Origin of the sequence: Lutibacter sp. (genome assembly GCF_033723435.1) — a bacterium.
Classification (GTDB): domain Bacteria; phylum Bacteroidota; class Bacteroidia; order Flavobacteriales; family Flavobacteriaceae; genus Lutibacter.
On record NZ_JAWVXC010000005.1, the window covers coordinates 180,932 to 197,070 of the forward strand.

The window sequence follows — 16,139 nt, forward strand, 5'->3', positions numbered from 1 at the left end:
GATAGTTATTGCCTTAATAAACTAAAATGTCCACTATAATTTTTTATTACTCCTATAGAATTGGTTAACTTTACGGTAAACCAATAATCTGAAGAAGGTAATCTTTTTCCATTAAAAATTCCGTCCCAACCTTTATTATCAGATGGATCTAGTTCTTTCAATAATTTCCCAAATCTATTAAAAATAAATATTTTAGACACAGGATAAAAATCAGTTGAGAAACCTTGAAGTTGCCAAGTATCATTAACACCATCATTATTTGGTGTAAAATGTTTTGGAAAACCTAAAATAGGAATTTCTATTTGATCATATCCACACATAGTATTATCAAGTATATAAATCGTGTGAAAACCGGGTAATAAATTTTCAAAAGTGTTATATTCTTGATAAGGACCTTCAATGTTATCTATAGAAAACGTGTAATTTCCATTTCCAAAATTACTTATATTTTTTATAGTGATAGAATTATTATTTGAATTATCTATAATTTCAAAATCATTTAAGGAAAGATTTAAATTTATTGGAGTTTTAGTGTATTGTACAGTTGCTTTTACAGGTGTTCTATTTGGAGAAGAACATCCATTTGATAAAGCATCTACATAATAAGTTGTACTTTCAGAAATAAAAGGCGTTTCAAATATGCTTCCCGTTGAAATAGATTCAGTGCTAGTAAGTGAATTATACCAAGATATTATTCCTTCAGAAGCAGTTGCTTTTAAAGTTGCAATACCTGCATCACAAATGGTATCATTTGTTGTTGAAGTTATGGTAGGAATATTATGTATAGTTGCAACAATTGGTTTACGCTCACCTTCTGTACATCCATTTACTGATGCTAACACATAATATGTTGTAGTAGCTGTTAAAACAGGTGTGTTAAAACTAGTTCCCATAAAAATTGAAGATGCATTTGTTGGAGAGTCAAACCAAATAACATCGCCTTCTGAAGCTGAAGCTTTTAATGTTACTGAACCCGCACCACAATTTTCAGCATCTGTTGTTGATATAATAGATGAGACTGTAATTTTTGTACTTGCCGAAATGTTTAAAGTTGGGTCTCCAGGCATTCCACCATATTCAACAATATATCCTTTGGGTTGGTAATCTCCACCAGAATCTCCAGTATTTTTTAAATCATTCCAAGAACCTATTATTCCAACATTTGGAGCAGTAATATGGGCATAATCTTCATCTCCTAAATTATTAGGTTCTCCAGTATTCCAATTAGCAAAAGGAATATCGGTACCAGTTGTAGATCCATTACTAGCACCAAACCAAAAAGTTTTTCCAGCTTCAGGACCAGTCATCCATTTCCATGTTCCTTCATTTTCAGCATCACTTCCACCAATCCAACCAGTTCCAGTAGTTTGCTTTCCTGTAAGTTGAGCTTCATCTGCAGAAGTAATTGTGGCTAAATAACCTTTCAAACCATAGTGTGTTTTAGATGCTGCAGCTGCTTTAGCACTTGTCCATGTAATTCCAATATCAGAAACATATTCATAATAATGACCAGTTGAAGGTAAATAATTAGATTCATCTAAAGTGAAAGAAAATTGCTTTTCTCCTGAAATAGTTGCGTTAGTACTGTTGAAAATAACATCTTTAACAGCAGCTATTAAATCATTATAAGTTGTGGTTGTAGAATTTATGACTTCCAATTTTAATTTTCCTTCAGAAGAACTCCAAGAAGCAGAAATATTAGGATGTGAAGCTACGTTTGTTAAAAGTAAAGTGTCCTCTCCATTGCTATAATTTTCTGAGATTTGAATATAAACAGTGTTTATTTGTTCGCTACCAGGCGTAATATCAAAATCTGTAACTATATTAGTATCAGAAAGTGGACAATAATTTTGATTACCTGTTGCTGTGATAGTTGGGGAAGTAGTTGTTTGAGAATAACTATATATTGCAAATAATAAAAAATTAAAAAAAGAAACAAGTAATAGGCTATATTTCATGGTAATAGGAAATCCTCTAAAAACTCTTCAAAAGTACAAAACAATTAAATTACTTATATTTTTTTATTATTTTCTTTTTTTTGATGTGTAATTTTTATTTTAAAATTGTAAAGTTTGTTACTATATATGAATGATAATTCTTTTAAATTTACCTCTTTAAAATAAAAATTAAATATGACAAATAAAATAGAAGTTAGTTGGAAAGGTCAAATGCTTTTTGAGTCGGTTACGGATGAAGGAAGTGTATTAATTGATGCAGATGAAGCTGTTGGTGGACAAGGAAAAGGGTTGCGTCCAAAGAAAATGATGCTTACTTCTTTAGCTGGTTGTACAGCTATGGATGTTACGTCTTTACTAAAAAAAATGAGAGCTGAAGTTGATGGATTTAAAGTTTTAGTGGAAGCTAATTTGACGGATGAGCACCCAAAATATTATGATAAAGTGCATGTTACTTATCAGTTTTTTGGAAGTGATTTTAAAAAGGACAAAATTGAAAAATCTGTAAATTTATCTGTAGAAAGATATTGCGGCGTTTTTGAAATGTTCCGTCAATTTTCTGATATTTCTCACGAAATAGTTTATATAAATCAATAAAATAATTTACTTACTTTTGAGGAAAAAGCAATGCTATGCAATGGAAATTAAAACCAGTTTCAAATCCTCAAACAGTTAATAAATTAAGTAAGGCTTTACAAGTTAATACTACGTTAGCAAATTTATTAGTTCAACGTGGGATTGAAACTTACGATGAAGCTAAAGATTTTTTTCGTCCAAACTTAGCTAATTTGCATAATCCATTTGCTATGAAAGATATGGATTTAGCAGTACAACGAATAGAACGAGCTATAAATAATGGGGAAAATATTCTAATTTATGGCGATTATGATGTGGATGGCACAACTTCTGTTTCTTTAGTTTCTTCGTATTTAAAAACCTTATATTCTAATGTAGCAACGTATATTCCAGATAGATATAAGGAAGGTTATGGCATTTCATTTAAAGGAATTGATTTTGCCGAAGACAATGATTTTACCCTAATTATAGCTCTAGATTGCGGAATTAAAGCTTTGGATAAAGTAGCTTACGCAACCAAAAAAGGAATTGATTTTATTATTTGTGATCATCATAGACCTGGAAATGAAATTCCAAAAGCAGTAGCTGTTTTAGATCCTAAACGTACAGATTGTGAATATCCGTATAAAGAGCTATGTGGTTGTGGTATTGGCTTCAAATTAATTCAAGCTTTGGCAAGTAATCAAAATCAAACTATAAATGATTTAGTGGAATATTTGGATTTAGTTGCAATTGCAATTGGTGCAGATATTGTTCCTATTACTGGTGAAAACAGAATTTTAGCTTATTTTGGATTACAAGTAATAAACCAAAGTCCAAGAAATGGCATAAAAGCCATGATTCATCAAGTTAAAAAAAAGGAACTAACTATAACAGATTTGGTTTTTATAATTGCTCCTAGAATTAATGCAGCTGGAAGAATTAAACATGGTAACTATGCAGTGGAACTTTTAACGGAACTAGATTTTGAAACTGCAGTTGATTTTGCCGGATCAATAGAACAATATAATATCGATAGGAAACAGCTAGATAAATCTATTACTATTGAAGCATTGCAGCAGATAGAAACTAATAAAGAAGAAAACAATTACACCTCTGTTGTTTATGATGAAAATTGGCATAAAGGCGTTATTGGTATTGTTGCTTCACGATTAATTGAAACGTTTTATCGCCCAACATTGGTTTTTACTAAAAGCGGTGATGAATTAGCTGCATCTGCACGAAGTGTAAAAGGATTTGATGTATACAATGCGTTAGAACAATGCGTTGAATTTATAGAACAATTCGGTGGACATAAATATGCGGCAGGATTAACTTTAAAAGAAGAAAATTATGCTGATTTTAAAGCTAAGTTTGAAGAAGTTGTAAAAAATACAATTTCCGAAGAATCACGCACACCTGAAATAAGTATTGATACTGAAATTAGTTTATCGGAAATCACTCCAAAATTTTATCGAATTATAAAACAACTGGCTCCATTTGGTCCTCAAAATATGAAACCAGTTTTTATGGCAACTGGGCTTCGTGATAATGGTTTTGGCAAAGTAGTTGGCGAAGATAAAACACATTTGAAATTAAATATCATTGAAGGAGTTAATCAAAAAACCTATAACGCTATTGGATTTAACTTAGGGAATAAATTACCATTAATTCAACAAAAAAATACTTTTAAAATCGCTTTTTGTATTGATGAAAACCATTGGAATGGTTATACAAGTTTGCAATTTGTTTTAAAAGATATTCAAAAAGATTAATTTTTGTAATCTCTTATCAAGTAAATATAAGATGGATAATGATCACTGTAACCACCTGTAAAATAGCCATAACCCCAACTTCTATAAGGATAACCTTTGTATTTCCCGGTTTGTGTAGTTAAATATTGAGGTTTAAAAACTCCAGCTTTGTAAAACTTAAAACCACTGTCACTAGAGTTGTTTTTAGAATTTAGTAGTGGAGAAGTAAACATAATTTGATCAAATAAATTTAAATTATCTCGGTAAACCAAAGTATTATTTCCTCTTCTAAATAAATCTTCCATTGGGTTGTATATATCTCCTTTGTGTACATTTTTCTTTTTTGCTTTGGTTTTTAAAACGGTTTTTAAACTTTTATTGGTTGGATCATCATTTAAATCACCCATAATTATAATTTTAGCATTTGGATCCGTTTTTCTGACTTTTGCAATAATTTGAGTATTTAAATATGCTGCTTTTTCTCGTTTAACACTACTTTTTTTCTCTCCACCTCTTCTTGATGGCCAATGATTTACAATAAAATGTATCAATTCTCCATCTAAATAACCTGTAACTAATAATTGATCTCTCGTATAAATTCGTTTTCCATCAGCTTCCCAAAGTTTAAGCTCAAAAGTTTCTTGATCTGTTGGAGTGAAATGACTTTTTTGATACAACATGGCTACATCAATTCCTCTTAAATCGGGAGAATCAAAATGAATGATACCATAATTTTTGTTTTTTAAATAAGGAGTTTTTAATAAATCTTCAATAACTTGTTGGTTTTCAACTTCAGCTATACCAATTATTACAGGGCTAGCAGAATTTTCTTTAGTGCCAATTTCAGAAAGAACTTTAGCCATGTTGTTAACTTTTTTAGCATAAATAGCAGTTCTATTTTCTTTAATTTCCATTATAGGACTTGCTTCATCGTTTTTAGTTGGATCATTTATGGTATCAAATAAATTTTCCAAATTATAAAATGCAATTGTCCGAATTTGATATTTTTTTTGTGCAAAATTAGCTTGCAAAAAAATTAAAAATGTTATAAGTATTACTATAGTTTTTTTCATGGAAATTTATTTAACAATACAAATTTAACAACAAAAGATGAGCTAAAATAATTTAAGATAACACTTTTTGTTTTCAATTAAATGTTGTTTATTTGATTAAAATAATTGCTAATGAAAAAAGTACTTGCCACAGCTTTGCTGTGCATTTTTGTGTTTGTTAAAATATCTGCACAAACAAACACGATAATTGAAGGAACTATTTTTGAAAGAAACTCTGAAAAGGCTTTAGAAGGCGTAAATATTAGTGTACAAAACACAATTATTCAAACTATTTCTGATGCAAATGGTAGTTTTAAATTGAAAAATGTTTCAACAGGAAATATTATTGTTGAAGTTAATTTAAGCGGATATCAAATTCAAAAAATACCAGTTGAAATTATAGATAACCAAACAATTAATCTGGGAACAATTTATTTAGAGCCAATGGTTTTAGATGACCAAAATGCTAATTTAATTTCCTTAACAGATGACGGAAATAGAAATTCCGATTATATTTCTGGATTATTCCAATCTTCAAAAGACGCTTATTTAAAAGCAGCAGCCTTTAATTTTAGCCAAGCTTGGTTTAAAGTTAGAGGATATGATTCTAGTTATGGATCTATTTTAATAAACGGATTAGAAATGAATAAATTATACGATGGAAGACCACAATGGAGTGACTGGGGAGGTTTAAATGATGTGTTTAGAAATCAAGAATTTACCAATGGATTAGCAGCATCTGATAATGCCTTTGGAAATATTTTAGGAACTACAAATTTTACAACAAGAGCTTCCGAATATCGAGAAGGAGGAAAAGTGTCATTTGCCTCAACAAATAAAAGCTACACAGGCAGAGCAATGGCAACCTACGCAACAGGTTTAAGCAATAAAAAATGGGCTATGGTGGTTTCCGCTTCTAGGCGAATTGCAGATGAAGGCTATTTAAATGGAACATCGTATAATGCTTATTCTGCTTTTATAGCTGCTGAAAAAAAATTCAATAAACACCATAGTTTAAATATAACAGCTATTTTAAGTTCAAACAGAAGAGGAAAATCTTCCCCAAACACACAAGAAGTATATAATTTAAAAGGTTATAAATACAATGCTTATTGGGGATATCAAGAAGGAGATAAACGAAATTCAAGAATTAAAGAAATAGTGGAGCCAATTATAATGTTAACTCATTATTATCAAACGGATAAAACTAAAATAACCACCACTTTAGGATATCAATTTGGACATATTGGGAATAGCCGTTTAGGATATTTTAATGCGCCAAATCCAGATCCTACATATTGGAGATATTTACCAAGCAGCTATTTACAATATCAAGATAATTTAGATTACGCAAATGCATATTTAGCAGAACAAAATTTTTTAAATGATGGGCAAATTAACTGGAGTAATTTGTACCAAGTAAATACAAATACAGGAAATTCTAGCTATTATTTATACGATGACCGAGTAGATGATAAACAATTTTCATTCCAGTCAAATATTACATCTTCAATTTCTAAAAACAGCATTTTTAACGGAAGAATTTCTTATAAAAATTTAAATTCATCTAATTATGCCAAAATGTTAGATTTATTAGGAGGAACTGGTTTTGAAGATATAGATCAATATGCAGAAGGTGAAGCTCAACAAAACGATTTAAATAATCCAAATAGAATTGTATTTACCAATGATAAATTTCAGTATAATTATACTATAAATGCATCGGTTGCAAGTGCTTTTGCACAAATACAAGTTACTAAAAGAAAGGTAGATTATTTTGCATCTTTAAGTTTTAAAAATACTAATTATCAGCGTGATGGATTGTATAAAAACGGAACTTATGCTACCAATTCTTTTGGAAAAAGCGAAAAACAATCTTTTTCAGATTTTAGTGTAAAAGGAGGTTTTACTTATAAAATTAATGGAAGAAATTTGGTTAATATAAATACAGGATTATTATCTAATGCCCCAACTATTAGAACTACTTTTTCAAATTCTAGAGTTAATAACGATATTACTCCGAATTTAACTAGCGAAAAAATAGTTTCTGGAGATGTTAGTTATATTTTTAGAGCTCCAGGAATTCAAGCTAGATTAACAGGTTTTTACACTAAATTCAGTGACGCTATTGAAACTTCATTCTTTTTTGCGGAAGGATTACGAGGCGATCAAGCGGATTTTGTAAATGAAATTATTACGGGAGTATCTAAAAAAAATATAGGTTTAGAGTTGAGCGCAGAATATCAAGTTACTTCAACTATTAAATTAATTGCTGCAGGTTCTTTAGGTCAGTTTACATATGATAATAACCCTCATTTGTATATTCAATCGGAAAGTTTTACTAATGAAAATAGTGATTTTGGAACTGCTTATTTAAAAAATTATCGTGTTTCTGGAACTCCTCAAAGGGCTTATTCTTTAGGGTTTGAATATCGTGATCCAGCATTCTGGTGGTTTCAAGTCAATGCAAATTATATGGCAAATAACTATTTAGATATTTCACCATTATTAAGAACCAATAACTTTTATACAGATGTTGATGGCGTACCTTTTATAGATGATAAGACAGGTGTTGCTGTTACTCAAGATCAAGTGAATGCTTTATTAAAACAAGAAAAATTTAACGATGCATTTTTAGTGAATTTAGTTGGAGGAAAATCATGGAGAATTAAAAATAATTATGTAGGTTTTTTTATGGGTGTAAATAATGTGTTGGGTGAAGTTTTTAAAACAGGTGGATTTGAACAATCACGTAACGCTAATTATCCTCAATTAAAACAAGATAAACAATTAGCTAAACCCATTTTTGGACCAAAATACTGGTATGGAAACAAAACATCCTACTATTTAAATGTGTACTTAAGATTTTAAAATAAAAGCTATGAATATTAACAACAAACCTTATAAATTCCTATTATTTTTAATGCTATTCAGTTTGTTTTTAGGCTGTGTTAAAGATGATAATTTTTCAACTCCAACAGTGGAATGTAATGAACCAAGTTTAACTGCAAACACTACCATACCACAAGTAAAAGATATGTATACTTTTGGTGGTGCTACAGTTATTGATACTGATGTAATTATTGAAGGTTATGTAGTTTCTAGTGATAAATCAGGAAACATTTACAAATCCATATCTATTCAAGATAAACCTGAAAATCCTACTGCGGCTATAAAAATTTCTATTGACGAATCGGATTTGTACACCAAATATAATGTTGGGCGTAAAATTTATGTAAAATTAAACGGTTTGGCTGTTGGTTACAGTTTTGGAAGTATTCAAATAGGACAAGCTGTAGGAACAGAGTTAGGTAGAATTTCGGCTTTTGAAGTAAGTAAACATATTTTTCGTTCTTGTGAAGTAGCAACTATTATCCCTAAAAAAGTAGCAATTTCCGATTTAAACGATAGTATGTTAGAAATGCTAGTTGAACTAGATAATGTGCAGTTTAGAGAAGATGAAGTTGGGCAAAGCTATGCAAATCCAGACAATACAGAAACTGTAAACAGAGTATTACAAAGTTTGGATACTAATTGTAATCTTCAAGGAGAAGTAATAGTTAGAAATAGCGGTTTCTCTAATTTTAAAAATCAATTAATTCCAGAAGGAAAAGGAAGTGTGGTTGCTATTTTTAGTAACTATTATGAGGATTATCAATTGTATTTGAGGGATACGGATGATGTACAACTAACAGATGCAAGATGTAATTATACAGCAACATTAACACCAACTATTACCTTATCAGAAGTTAATAATTTATACCAAGGTAGTACCGTTGAATTTGGAGTTGATAATAATTATGTTACTGAAGGATATGTAATTTCAAGTGATGAAAATGGTAATTTTGAAGATACTTTAATTATTCAAGATAACATTGAAAATCCAACTGCAGGTATTCAAATACTTTTAGATAATAATACAATTTTTCAGCAATACAAAGTTGGAGATAAAGTAATTGTAAAATTAGATAAATTATATATGGATATTGTAAATGGAGCTTTGGCAATTGGCTATCCAAAAACAAATTCTATTACTAAAATAACTGCAGGAGATGAAGTAAATTTTGTTTTTAATACTAATGAAAACGAAACTATTGTTCCCACTACTATATTAATAAGTGATATTTTTAATCCAACTTATCAAAATACGCTAGTTACTGTTGATGATGTACAGCTTGTGAGTAATGAATTAGGCAAAGCATACACTTATTATTCAGGACAAAATGACGCTGTTAGAACCCTAGAAACTTGTGGAGAAACTAATAAATTAAGCGTGTTTACTAATGGTAATGCTACCTTTGCTAATGAGCAATTTCCAGAAGGCCATGGAAAAATAACTGGAGTTTTAAGAAGTAATTTAGAAATTAGAAATACAGATGATGTTCAATTCACGAATCCATATGAAGTTTGCCCAGTAATTATTCCAAAAATATTAATTACGGAAGTTGCCGATCCTAATAATGATGTTTCCTCTCGTTTTGTTGAATTGTATAATGCAGGAACTACAGATATTAATTTAACAGGATGGAAGTTAAATAAATATGTAAATGGTTCAACTACAGTTTCAAGCTCTCCAATTGATTTGTCAGGAAATATAATTGCAGCTGGAGATTTTATAATTATTGCAAATACAGGTTATGCAGCAATGTTTAGTGATACGCCAAATATAGAATCTACATACATTTCTGGAAATGGAGATGATTCGTATGAATTAATAGATAATACAGGAGCAGTAGAGGATATTTTTGGAGTAATTGGAGAAGATGGAACAGGAACAAATTGGGAATATTTAGATGGAAGAGCAGTTAGAAACGTAACCGTTAATGAGCCAAATCCTGTTTTTACAGCAAGTGAATGGACTATTTATTCAGATGCAAATAATACAAATATTACTAATCCAAATACACCTCAAAACGCACCTACGGATTTTAACCCAAGAGTTCGATAAATAAAAAAGCGGAATATTTATTCCGCCTTTTTTATTTTATAATATTTTAATTTACAAAGTTTCCTTTAACCATTTGTAAAATTCGCGTTCCCAAATTAAGCTATTTTCATTGTTTAAAACCCAATGGTTTTCCTTTGGAAAATACAGTAATTTACTTTTAATTCCTTTTAATTGAGCTGCTTGAAATGCCGCTAATCCTTGTCCAACAGGAACTCTATAATCAATTCCTCCTTGAATAATCATAATTGGAGTGTCCCAATTACCAACTTTTTCAGCTGGATTAAAGTCATGGTAAGATTTTTGAGCAGCTGCATTGTTTTTATCCCAATAAGCACCACCTAAATCCCAATTCACAAAAAATAATTCTTCGGTAGTACCATACATACTTCTCCAATCAAAAATTCCATCATGGGCAATAAATGTTTTAAATCTTCCTTGGTGAATTCCTGCTAAATAGTAAATAGAATAACCACCATAACTAGCGCCAACTGCTCCTAAACGTGAAGTGTCTACATAAGATTCTTTAGAAATATCATCAATGGCAGATAAATAATCTTGCATATTTTGTCCTCCATAATCTTTACTAATTTCTTCATTCCATTTTACACCAAAACCAGGTAAACCTCTTCGGTTTGGAGCAATAACAATATATCCGTTAGCAGCCATTAATTGAAAATTCCATCTGTAAGAATAAAACTGACTTACTTCAGCTTGTGGACCACCTTGGCAATATAATAAAGTTGGATATTTTTTAGAAGCATCAAAATTTGGTGGGTAAATAACCCAAGATAACATTTCTTTACCATCCGTAGTTTTAACCATGCGTTTAACTACTTTACTTAGTTTTATGCTATTGTAAACGGCGTCATTTGCATGGGTTAGTTGCGACATTTTACCATCTTTTAAGTTTACGGTATATAATTCGGTAGCATGGTTCATATCTCTTCGGCTAACTACCATGGTGTTTTTAGTTTGCCCAACTATACTGCTAACATCAAATTGCCCGTTTGTTATTTGTTTTGGTAATTCTATTTTTTTACTTGAAGTAGGAACTTTTAGTTCAAATAATTGTACAGTTCCAGCAATAGGTGCAATAAAATATATTTTATTTCCTTTGTTTCCCCATTTAAAACTACTAACTGTTCCATCCCAATTAGCAGTTAAGTTTATAGTTTTATCATCTATTTTAACTACAATATCATTTTTATCAGATTCATAACCATCTCTTTTCATTTGAAGCCAAGCTAATTGACCTTTTGTTGAAAAAGCAGGATTTGTATCGTAACCTTTATTATTTTCGGTTAAATTAGAAGTAGTTTTTGTTGCTAAATTATAGTCATAAATATCTGTATTTGTACTAACGGCATATTTTGTTCCGCTTAATTTTTTAGTAACGTATAAAATATGTTGGCTATCAGGACTCCAAACATAATCCTCAGAACCACCAAAAGGTTTTTGAGGGCAATCAAAAGGTTCTCCCTTCATTATGTCAATTGGCTCACTATTATTTTTAGTTGAAGTGTACATCACGTGGCTAAAAGCGCCATCTTCCCAAGTATCCCAATGGCGATAGTTTAAAGAAGTAATAATTTTTACGTCAGATCCTTTTAATTTAGGATAGTAATCTTGTCCAGTAATTTTTTCTAATTTTACATCTGAAGTGGTAATTTTAAAATTTCCATCAGGTGAAATAGCTTTGTTAGCTACTAAAGATTTATAATCTGAAATTTCTTGAGATTGACCTCCATCTACAGGAATTTGATAGTAAGTTCGTTTGGTTTTATTAGTTTCAATATTATATTTTGAAACTCGATAAATTACATTGCTACCATCTTTAGTTAGTCCTATTCCTCCAACTCTATTTAATTGAATTAAAGTTTCAGGTGTCATTACATCTTGAGCAAAAGCGCTCAAAAATAGTAATGAAAATAAAATACTACTTATAATTTTTTGCATAATTTTTAATTTATTGGTTTGAAATAATTGCTTACAAATTTACTTTTTTAGTTTTAGTTTTTTTCTTAAAATTAACATAAATCAGATGCAATATTTGTTACAAATACTTGGAAGATAAGTAGCTAAAAAACATGTTTTAACATAATTTAAGTTAATAAAAATAGTTTAAACTTAAACAAAACACATGCTTTTAAAAATTTAAATTATTGATTTACAATATGTTAAATTTAATAAAGCTAAGATTTAATTTTTTTTAATTAACTACAATTCTATTTTTACGGTTAAACATTTGTTAAGCGGCTTAAAATTAAAAGGTTGTGTAAGTTTTACTAATAAATTTGAGATAACAAATAAATGTTTAATTAAAACTTAGTATTATGAAAAAATTAATTTTATTGGCTTTAGCTTTAATGATAAGCTCAGCAAGCTTATTTGCTTCTAATGAAAATGAACCTATAGAAGTGAATAAAGAACTTAGAAACCAAATAGTTAAATTATTGAAAACCCCTGATTTCACTATTGAAAAGGAAATTAATGTTGTACTTACTTTCACATTTAGTACAGAAGGTGAACTAGTTGTTTTATGTGCTGGTTGTAAACATAAAGATGTTGTAAACTATATCCGTAAAAATTTGAATTATAAAAAATTTGAAAACCCAGGAGAGCACAATAAAATATATAAAATGCCATTAAAAATTAGAACTGGTTGATTATATTTCTAAATAGTAATTAAAAAAAGCTCAAGAATATTCTTGAGCTTTTTTAATTCTTTTTTAAGTAAACATAAACAGGGAAATGATCGCTAAAACCACCTTGGTAGCGTTTACCTATATAAGTTCTAAACGGAACTCCTTTATATTTTCCATGCCATTCTTTTAAAAAATAATTATCAAACACTTCAGCATATTTAAAAGAATGTTTTTCTTCTTCAATTTCAATAAAATTTTTAGAGAATATTATTTGGTCAAATAAGTGCCATTTACCTCGGTGCTTTAATGTTCCGTTTCCTTTATCTAAAATACTTTCCATAGGATTGTAAAAACTTGCATTTACCAAGTGGTTCTTTACACTTTTATTATTGGGGTCATCATTAAAATCTCCCATAATAATAATTTTTGGATTTTCGTATTCAGCTTTTATTTTTTTAACAATAGTTGTTGCTAAATTTGCAGCTTGAATTCGCTTACTTTCGCCATTGTTTTCACCGCTTCTTCTTGAAGGCCAGTGATTTATAATTGTAAAAATTAGCTCACCATTAAGCTTTCCTTTTACCAATAAAATATCTCGTGTGTAATCTATGCCTCCATTTTCATCTTCTAAATACAAAGGAAATGTTTCTGAATTAATCAACTCAAACAATTCTTTCTTATACAATAATGCAACATCAATTCCTCTTTCATCAGGAGATTCATAATGAATATATCCATATTGTTCTTTTTTTAATTTTTTAGAATTTACCAAATCATTTAAAACAGTATTGTTTTCTACTTCAGCAACACCAACAATTGCAGGAGAAAAATAGGATTTTTCAACGCCTAGTTTAGAAATAACATTTCCTAATTTTTTAATTTTTCGTTTATATCGTTTATAATTCCAATTTTTTACTCCTTTTGGTGTAAAGTCATCATCAAATGTATTTGGGTTATTTTTAGTGTCAAATAAATTTTCTAGATTGTAAAAAGCTACTGTATAAGCTTGTTTGTTTTTTCCTGAGGATTTAAAATACGAAAACATATAAGTTAAATATAGTTTAAAGAATAAAAAAAGCTAAAGTAAGCGTTTTAAAATTAGCTGATTATTATCTTATAATTGGTTTTAGTAGTTTTAATAAAAAAGTTAAATTTACCCGAAAATTTAATTTTTTTATATGAGTAACCCCAAACCCCAAACAATTAAATTTATTTATTTATTTTATTTTTTACTTTTTATAAATGGTACTTATAGCCAAAGTTATAAAGATAGTTTATTAATTAAATTAAAAAATTCAAAAAGCGATACGCTAAAAATAAAACTATTAAATAAAGCAGGTGATTATTATTACTATACGCGTCCGGATACTTCTTATGTATATTATAAGCAAGCACTAAGCTTATCCAAAAAAATAAAAAACAAAAAGTTTGAAGCACGTAGTTTACTTAATATTGGTTATTATTTAGATGATAAAGAACGATATAAAGAATCTCTAGAATATTATTTAAAAGCTATTGATATTTATAAATCAATTAATGATCAATATGGAATAGCAAAGTGTTATAATTATATTGGATATAGCTTTGCCTATATAAACTCTTTAGAAAATTCTGTTAAATATTATAAAAAATCAATAAAAATTTATAAAAAATTAAATGACAGCTTAGGAATTGCAGATGTTTATACTGGTTTTGGAAATATTTATTACGAACAAAAAAAATACACTAAAGCGTATGATTTTTATAAAAAAGCTTATGACATTTATATTTTATTAAAAGATAAAGAAGGACTTAATTCTTCATACATTAACCTAGGTAATACAATTTCAGATCAGGGAAATATACAAGAAGGATTAACATATTATTTTAAATCATTAAAATTATGTAAAGAGTTAAAAGATAAAGAAAGTTTAGCTATTAATTACGTTAATATAGGAGAGAGTTATACAGACTCAAAAAAGTACAATAAAGCAATAATATATCTAGATAAATCACTTAAATTAAGTGATCAAATAGAATATAAATCACTTTACCCATTAATTTATGCAAATATTGCTAAACTAAATTTAAAACAGAAAAAATATAAAGAGGTTATTTTAAATGCTAATAAAAGCCTTGAATATTCCAAAAAAGAAGCATGGGTTAATGTTGAGTTTGACGCGCATAAATATTTAAGCGAAGCTTATGCAAATCTAGGAAATTTTAAAAAAGCGTATAAAAATCAAATAATATACAAACAATATACCGATAGTGTTTATAGTAAAAAAAATGTAGAATTATTAACAAAATTAGATGTTTTAAGTAAGGTTGAAAACCAAGAAAAAAAGATTAATTTATTAACTGAAAACAAAAAAATAGGAGAAATTAAAGTAAAAAACCAAAGGACTTTAATTTATGTTCTTTCAGTTTTCAGCTTGTTTTTTATTTCCTTAGTAATTATTTTAAATAAACAAATAAATAAAAGAAAAAAAGCATATAATTTATTGGCTATTGAAAAAGAACGAGCAGAAGAAAGCGAAAGATTAAAATCATCCTTTTTAATGAATATGAGTCATGAAATTAGAACTCCAATGAATTCCATAATAGGTTTTTCAGAATTTTTAAAAGACCCAAATCTTGAAATAGAAAAGAGATTAAAATTTGCTGATGTAATCATTGTTTCAGGGTATCGTCTTTTAAGAACTATTAATGATATTGTTGATATTTCAAAGTTAGAATCTAATCAAGTAAAATTAATATATAGCAAAGTGGATATTAATTCTACATTAAAAGAGGTTGTAAAAATTCAAAAAGAAACTAATCCTAATTTAAAAAAGAAAAATATTATATTAAAGCTTAATTTACCAGAACCTTTAACAGAAATTTTTACAAATACAGATGAAGATAGATTAGTACAAATTATTAATAACTTAATAAATAATGCCATAAAATTTACCGATAATGGTTTTATAGAAGTAGGTTATACTATTCAGAAAGATCCAAATCAACCGTATCTTCAATTTTATGTAAAAGATACAGGAATTGGTATACCTAAAGAAAAAATTGCTATAATATTTAAACGATTTTCTCAAATTGGTGAAAAATATTTTAAAGAAGGAAATGGATTGGGACTAAGTATTTGTAAAGGTTTAGTAACCCTTTTAGAAGGCAAAATTTGGCTAACTTCCGAACCAAATAAAGGAACCACCTTTTACTTTTCAATTCCATATAAAAATATAGCTTAAAAACCA

The 16,139-nt window shown here is 28.6% G+C and carries 10 protein-coding genes; 6 read left to right on the top strand and 4 right to left on the bottom strand.

The genetic code is table 11. The features are described 5' to 3' along the window. Positions 1–5: 5 nt before the first annotated feature. Positions 6–1,958 (bottom strand): T9SS type B sorting domain-containing protein, encoded by a 1,953-nt coding sequence (locus R3342_RS09410; protein WP_318939782.1) that lies wholly within the window; start codon positions 1,956–1,958, stop codon positions 6–8. Positions 1,959–2,132: 174 nt separating this feature from the next. Between R3342_RS09410 and R3342_RS09415 the strand changes: the two genes are divergently transcribed. Both R3342_RS09415 and recJ read left to right on the top strand, forming a co-directional pair. Continuing rightward, positions 2,133–2,552, top strand: coding sequence for an OsmC family protein (locus R3342_RS09415; RefSeq protein WP_318939783.1), 420 nt, complete (start codon positions 2,133–2,135; stop codon positions 2,550–2,552). A 35-nt stretch (positions 2,553–2,587) separates the two neighbouring features. Then, positions 2,588–4,285, top strand: coding sequence for a single-stranded-DNA-specific exonuclease RecJ (gene recJ, locus R3342_RS09420; protein WP_318939784.1), 1,698 nt, complete (start codon positions 2,588–2,590; stop codon positions 4,283–4,285). On the opposite strand, the gene R3342_RS09425 is transcribed toward recJ, so the two are convergent. Then, positions 4,282–5,337: an endonuclease/exonuclease/phosphatase family protein gene (locus R3342_RS09425; protein WP_318939785.1), complete on the bottom strand. Its 1,056-nt coding sequence runs from the start codon at positions 5,335–5,337 to the stop codon at positions 4,282–4,284. The genes recJ and R3342_RS09425 overlap by 4 nt on opposite strands. 111 nt (positions 5,338–5,448) lie before the next feature. Between R3342_RS09425 and R3342_RS09430 the strand changes: the two genes are divergently transcribed. Together R3342_RS09430 and R3342_RS09435 are read left to right on the top strand one after the other, a co-directional pair. Continuing rightward, the gene (locus R3342_RS09430; protein ID WP_318939786.1) at positions 5,449–8,187 is read left to right on the top strand and encodes a TonB-dependent receptor; all 2,739 of its coding nucleotides are present in this window, start codon (positions 5,449–5,451) and stop codon (positions 8,185–8,187) included. Between the two features lie 10 nt (positions 8,188–8,197). After that, positions 8,198–10,264 (top strand): DUF5689 domain-containing protein, encoded by a 2,067-nt coding sequence (locus tag R3342_RS09435; RefSeq protein ID WP_318939787.1) that lies wholly within the window; start codon positions 8,198–8,200, stop codon positions 10,262–10,264. A 51-nt stretch (positions 10,265–10,315) separates the two neighbouring features. On the opposite strand, the gene R3342_RS09440 is transcribed toward R3342_RS09435, so the two are convergent. Continuing rightward, positions 10,316–12,220, bottom strand: coding sequence for a S9 family peptidase (locus tag R3342_RS09440; protein WP_318939788.1), 1,905 nt, complete (start codon positions 12,218–12,220; stop codon positions 10,316–10,318). 377 nt (positions 12,221–12,597) lie between these two features. Between R3342_RS09440 and R3342_RS09445 the strand changes: the two genes are divergently transcribed. After that, positions 12,598–12,930 (top strand): hypothetical protein, encoded by a 333-nt coding sequence (locus tag R3342_RS09445; protein ID WP_318939789.1) that lies wholly within the window; start codon positions 12,598–12,600, stop codon positions 12,928–12,930. Between the two features lie 52 nt (positions 12,931–12,982). On the opposite strand, the gene R3342_RS09450 is transcribed toward R3342_RS09445, so the two are convergent. Further along, the gene (locus R3342_RS09450) at positions 12,983–13,954 is read right to left on the bottom strand and encodes an endonuclease (RefSeq protein WP_318939790.1); all 972 of its coding nucleotides are present in this window, start codon (positions 13,952–13,954) and stop codon (positions 12,983–12,985) included. A 133-nt stretch (positions 13,955–14,087) separates the two neighbouring features. On the opposite strand from R3342_RS09450, the gene R3342_RS09455 reads away from it, so the two are divergent. Next, complete coding sequence (locus tag R3342_RS09455) at positions 14,088–16,133, top strand: tetratricopeptide repeat protein (RefSeq protein ID WP_318939791.1); 2,046 nt, start codon at positions 14,088–14,090, stop codon at positions 16,131–16,133. Positions 16,134–16,139 lie beyond the last annotated feature (6 nt).

Excerpts from the sequence above, each read along its gene's own strand:
- R3342_RS09425 (WP_318939785.1), bottom strand. The coding sequence starts at position 5,337 with ATGAAAAAAACTATAGTAATACTTATAACATTTTTAATTTTTTTGCAA.
- R3342_RS09430 (WP_318939786.1), top strand. The coding sequence starts at position 5,449 with ATGAAAAAAGTACTTGCCACAGCTTTGCTGTGCATTTTTGTGTTTGTT.
- R3342_RS09440 (WP_318939788.1), bottom strand. The coding sequence starts at position 12,220 with ATGCAAAAAATTATAAGTAGTATTTTATTTTCATTACTATTTTTGAGC.
- R3342_RS09435 (WP_318939787.1), top strand. The coding sequence starts at position 8,198 with ATGAATATTAACAACAAACCTTATAAATTCCTATTATTTTTAATGCTA.
- R3342_RS09410 (WP_318939782.1), bottom strand. The coding sequence starts at position 1,958 with ATGAAATATAGCCTATTACTTGTTTCTTTTTTTAATTTTTTATTATTT.
- recJ (WP_318939784.1), top strand. The coding sequence starts at position 2,588 with ATGCAATGGAAATTAAAACCAGTTTCAAATCCTCAAACAGTTAATAAA.
- R3342_RS09445 (WP_318939789.1), top strand. The coding sequence starts at position 12,598 with ATGAAAAAATTAATTTTATTGGCTTTAGCTTTAATGATAAGCTCAGCA.
- R3342_RS09450 (WP_318939790.1), bottom strand. The coding sequence starts at position 13,954 with ATGTTTTCGTATTTTAAATCCTCAGGAAAAAACAAACAAGCTTATACA.
- R3342_RS09415 (WP_318939783.1), top strand. The coding sequence starts at position 2,133 with ATGACAAATAAAATAGAAGTTAGTTGGAAAGGTCAAATGCTTTTTGAG.
- R3342_RS09455 (WP_318939791.1), top strand. The coding sequence starts at position 14,088 with ATGAGTAACCCCAAACCCCAAACAATTAAATTTATTTATTTATTTTAT.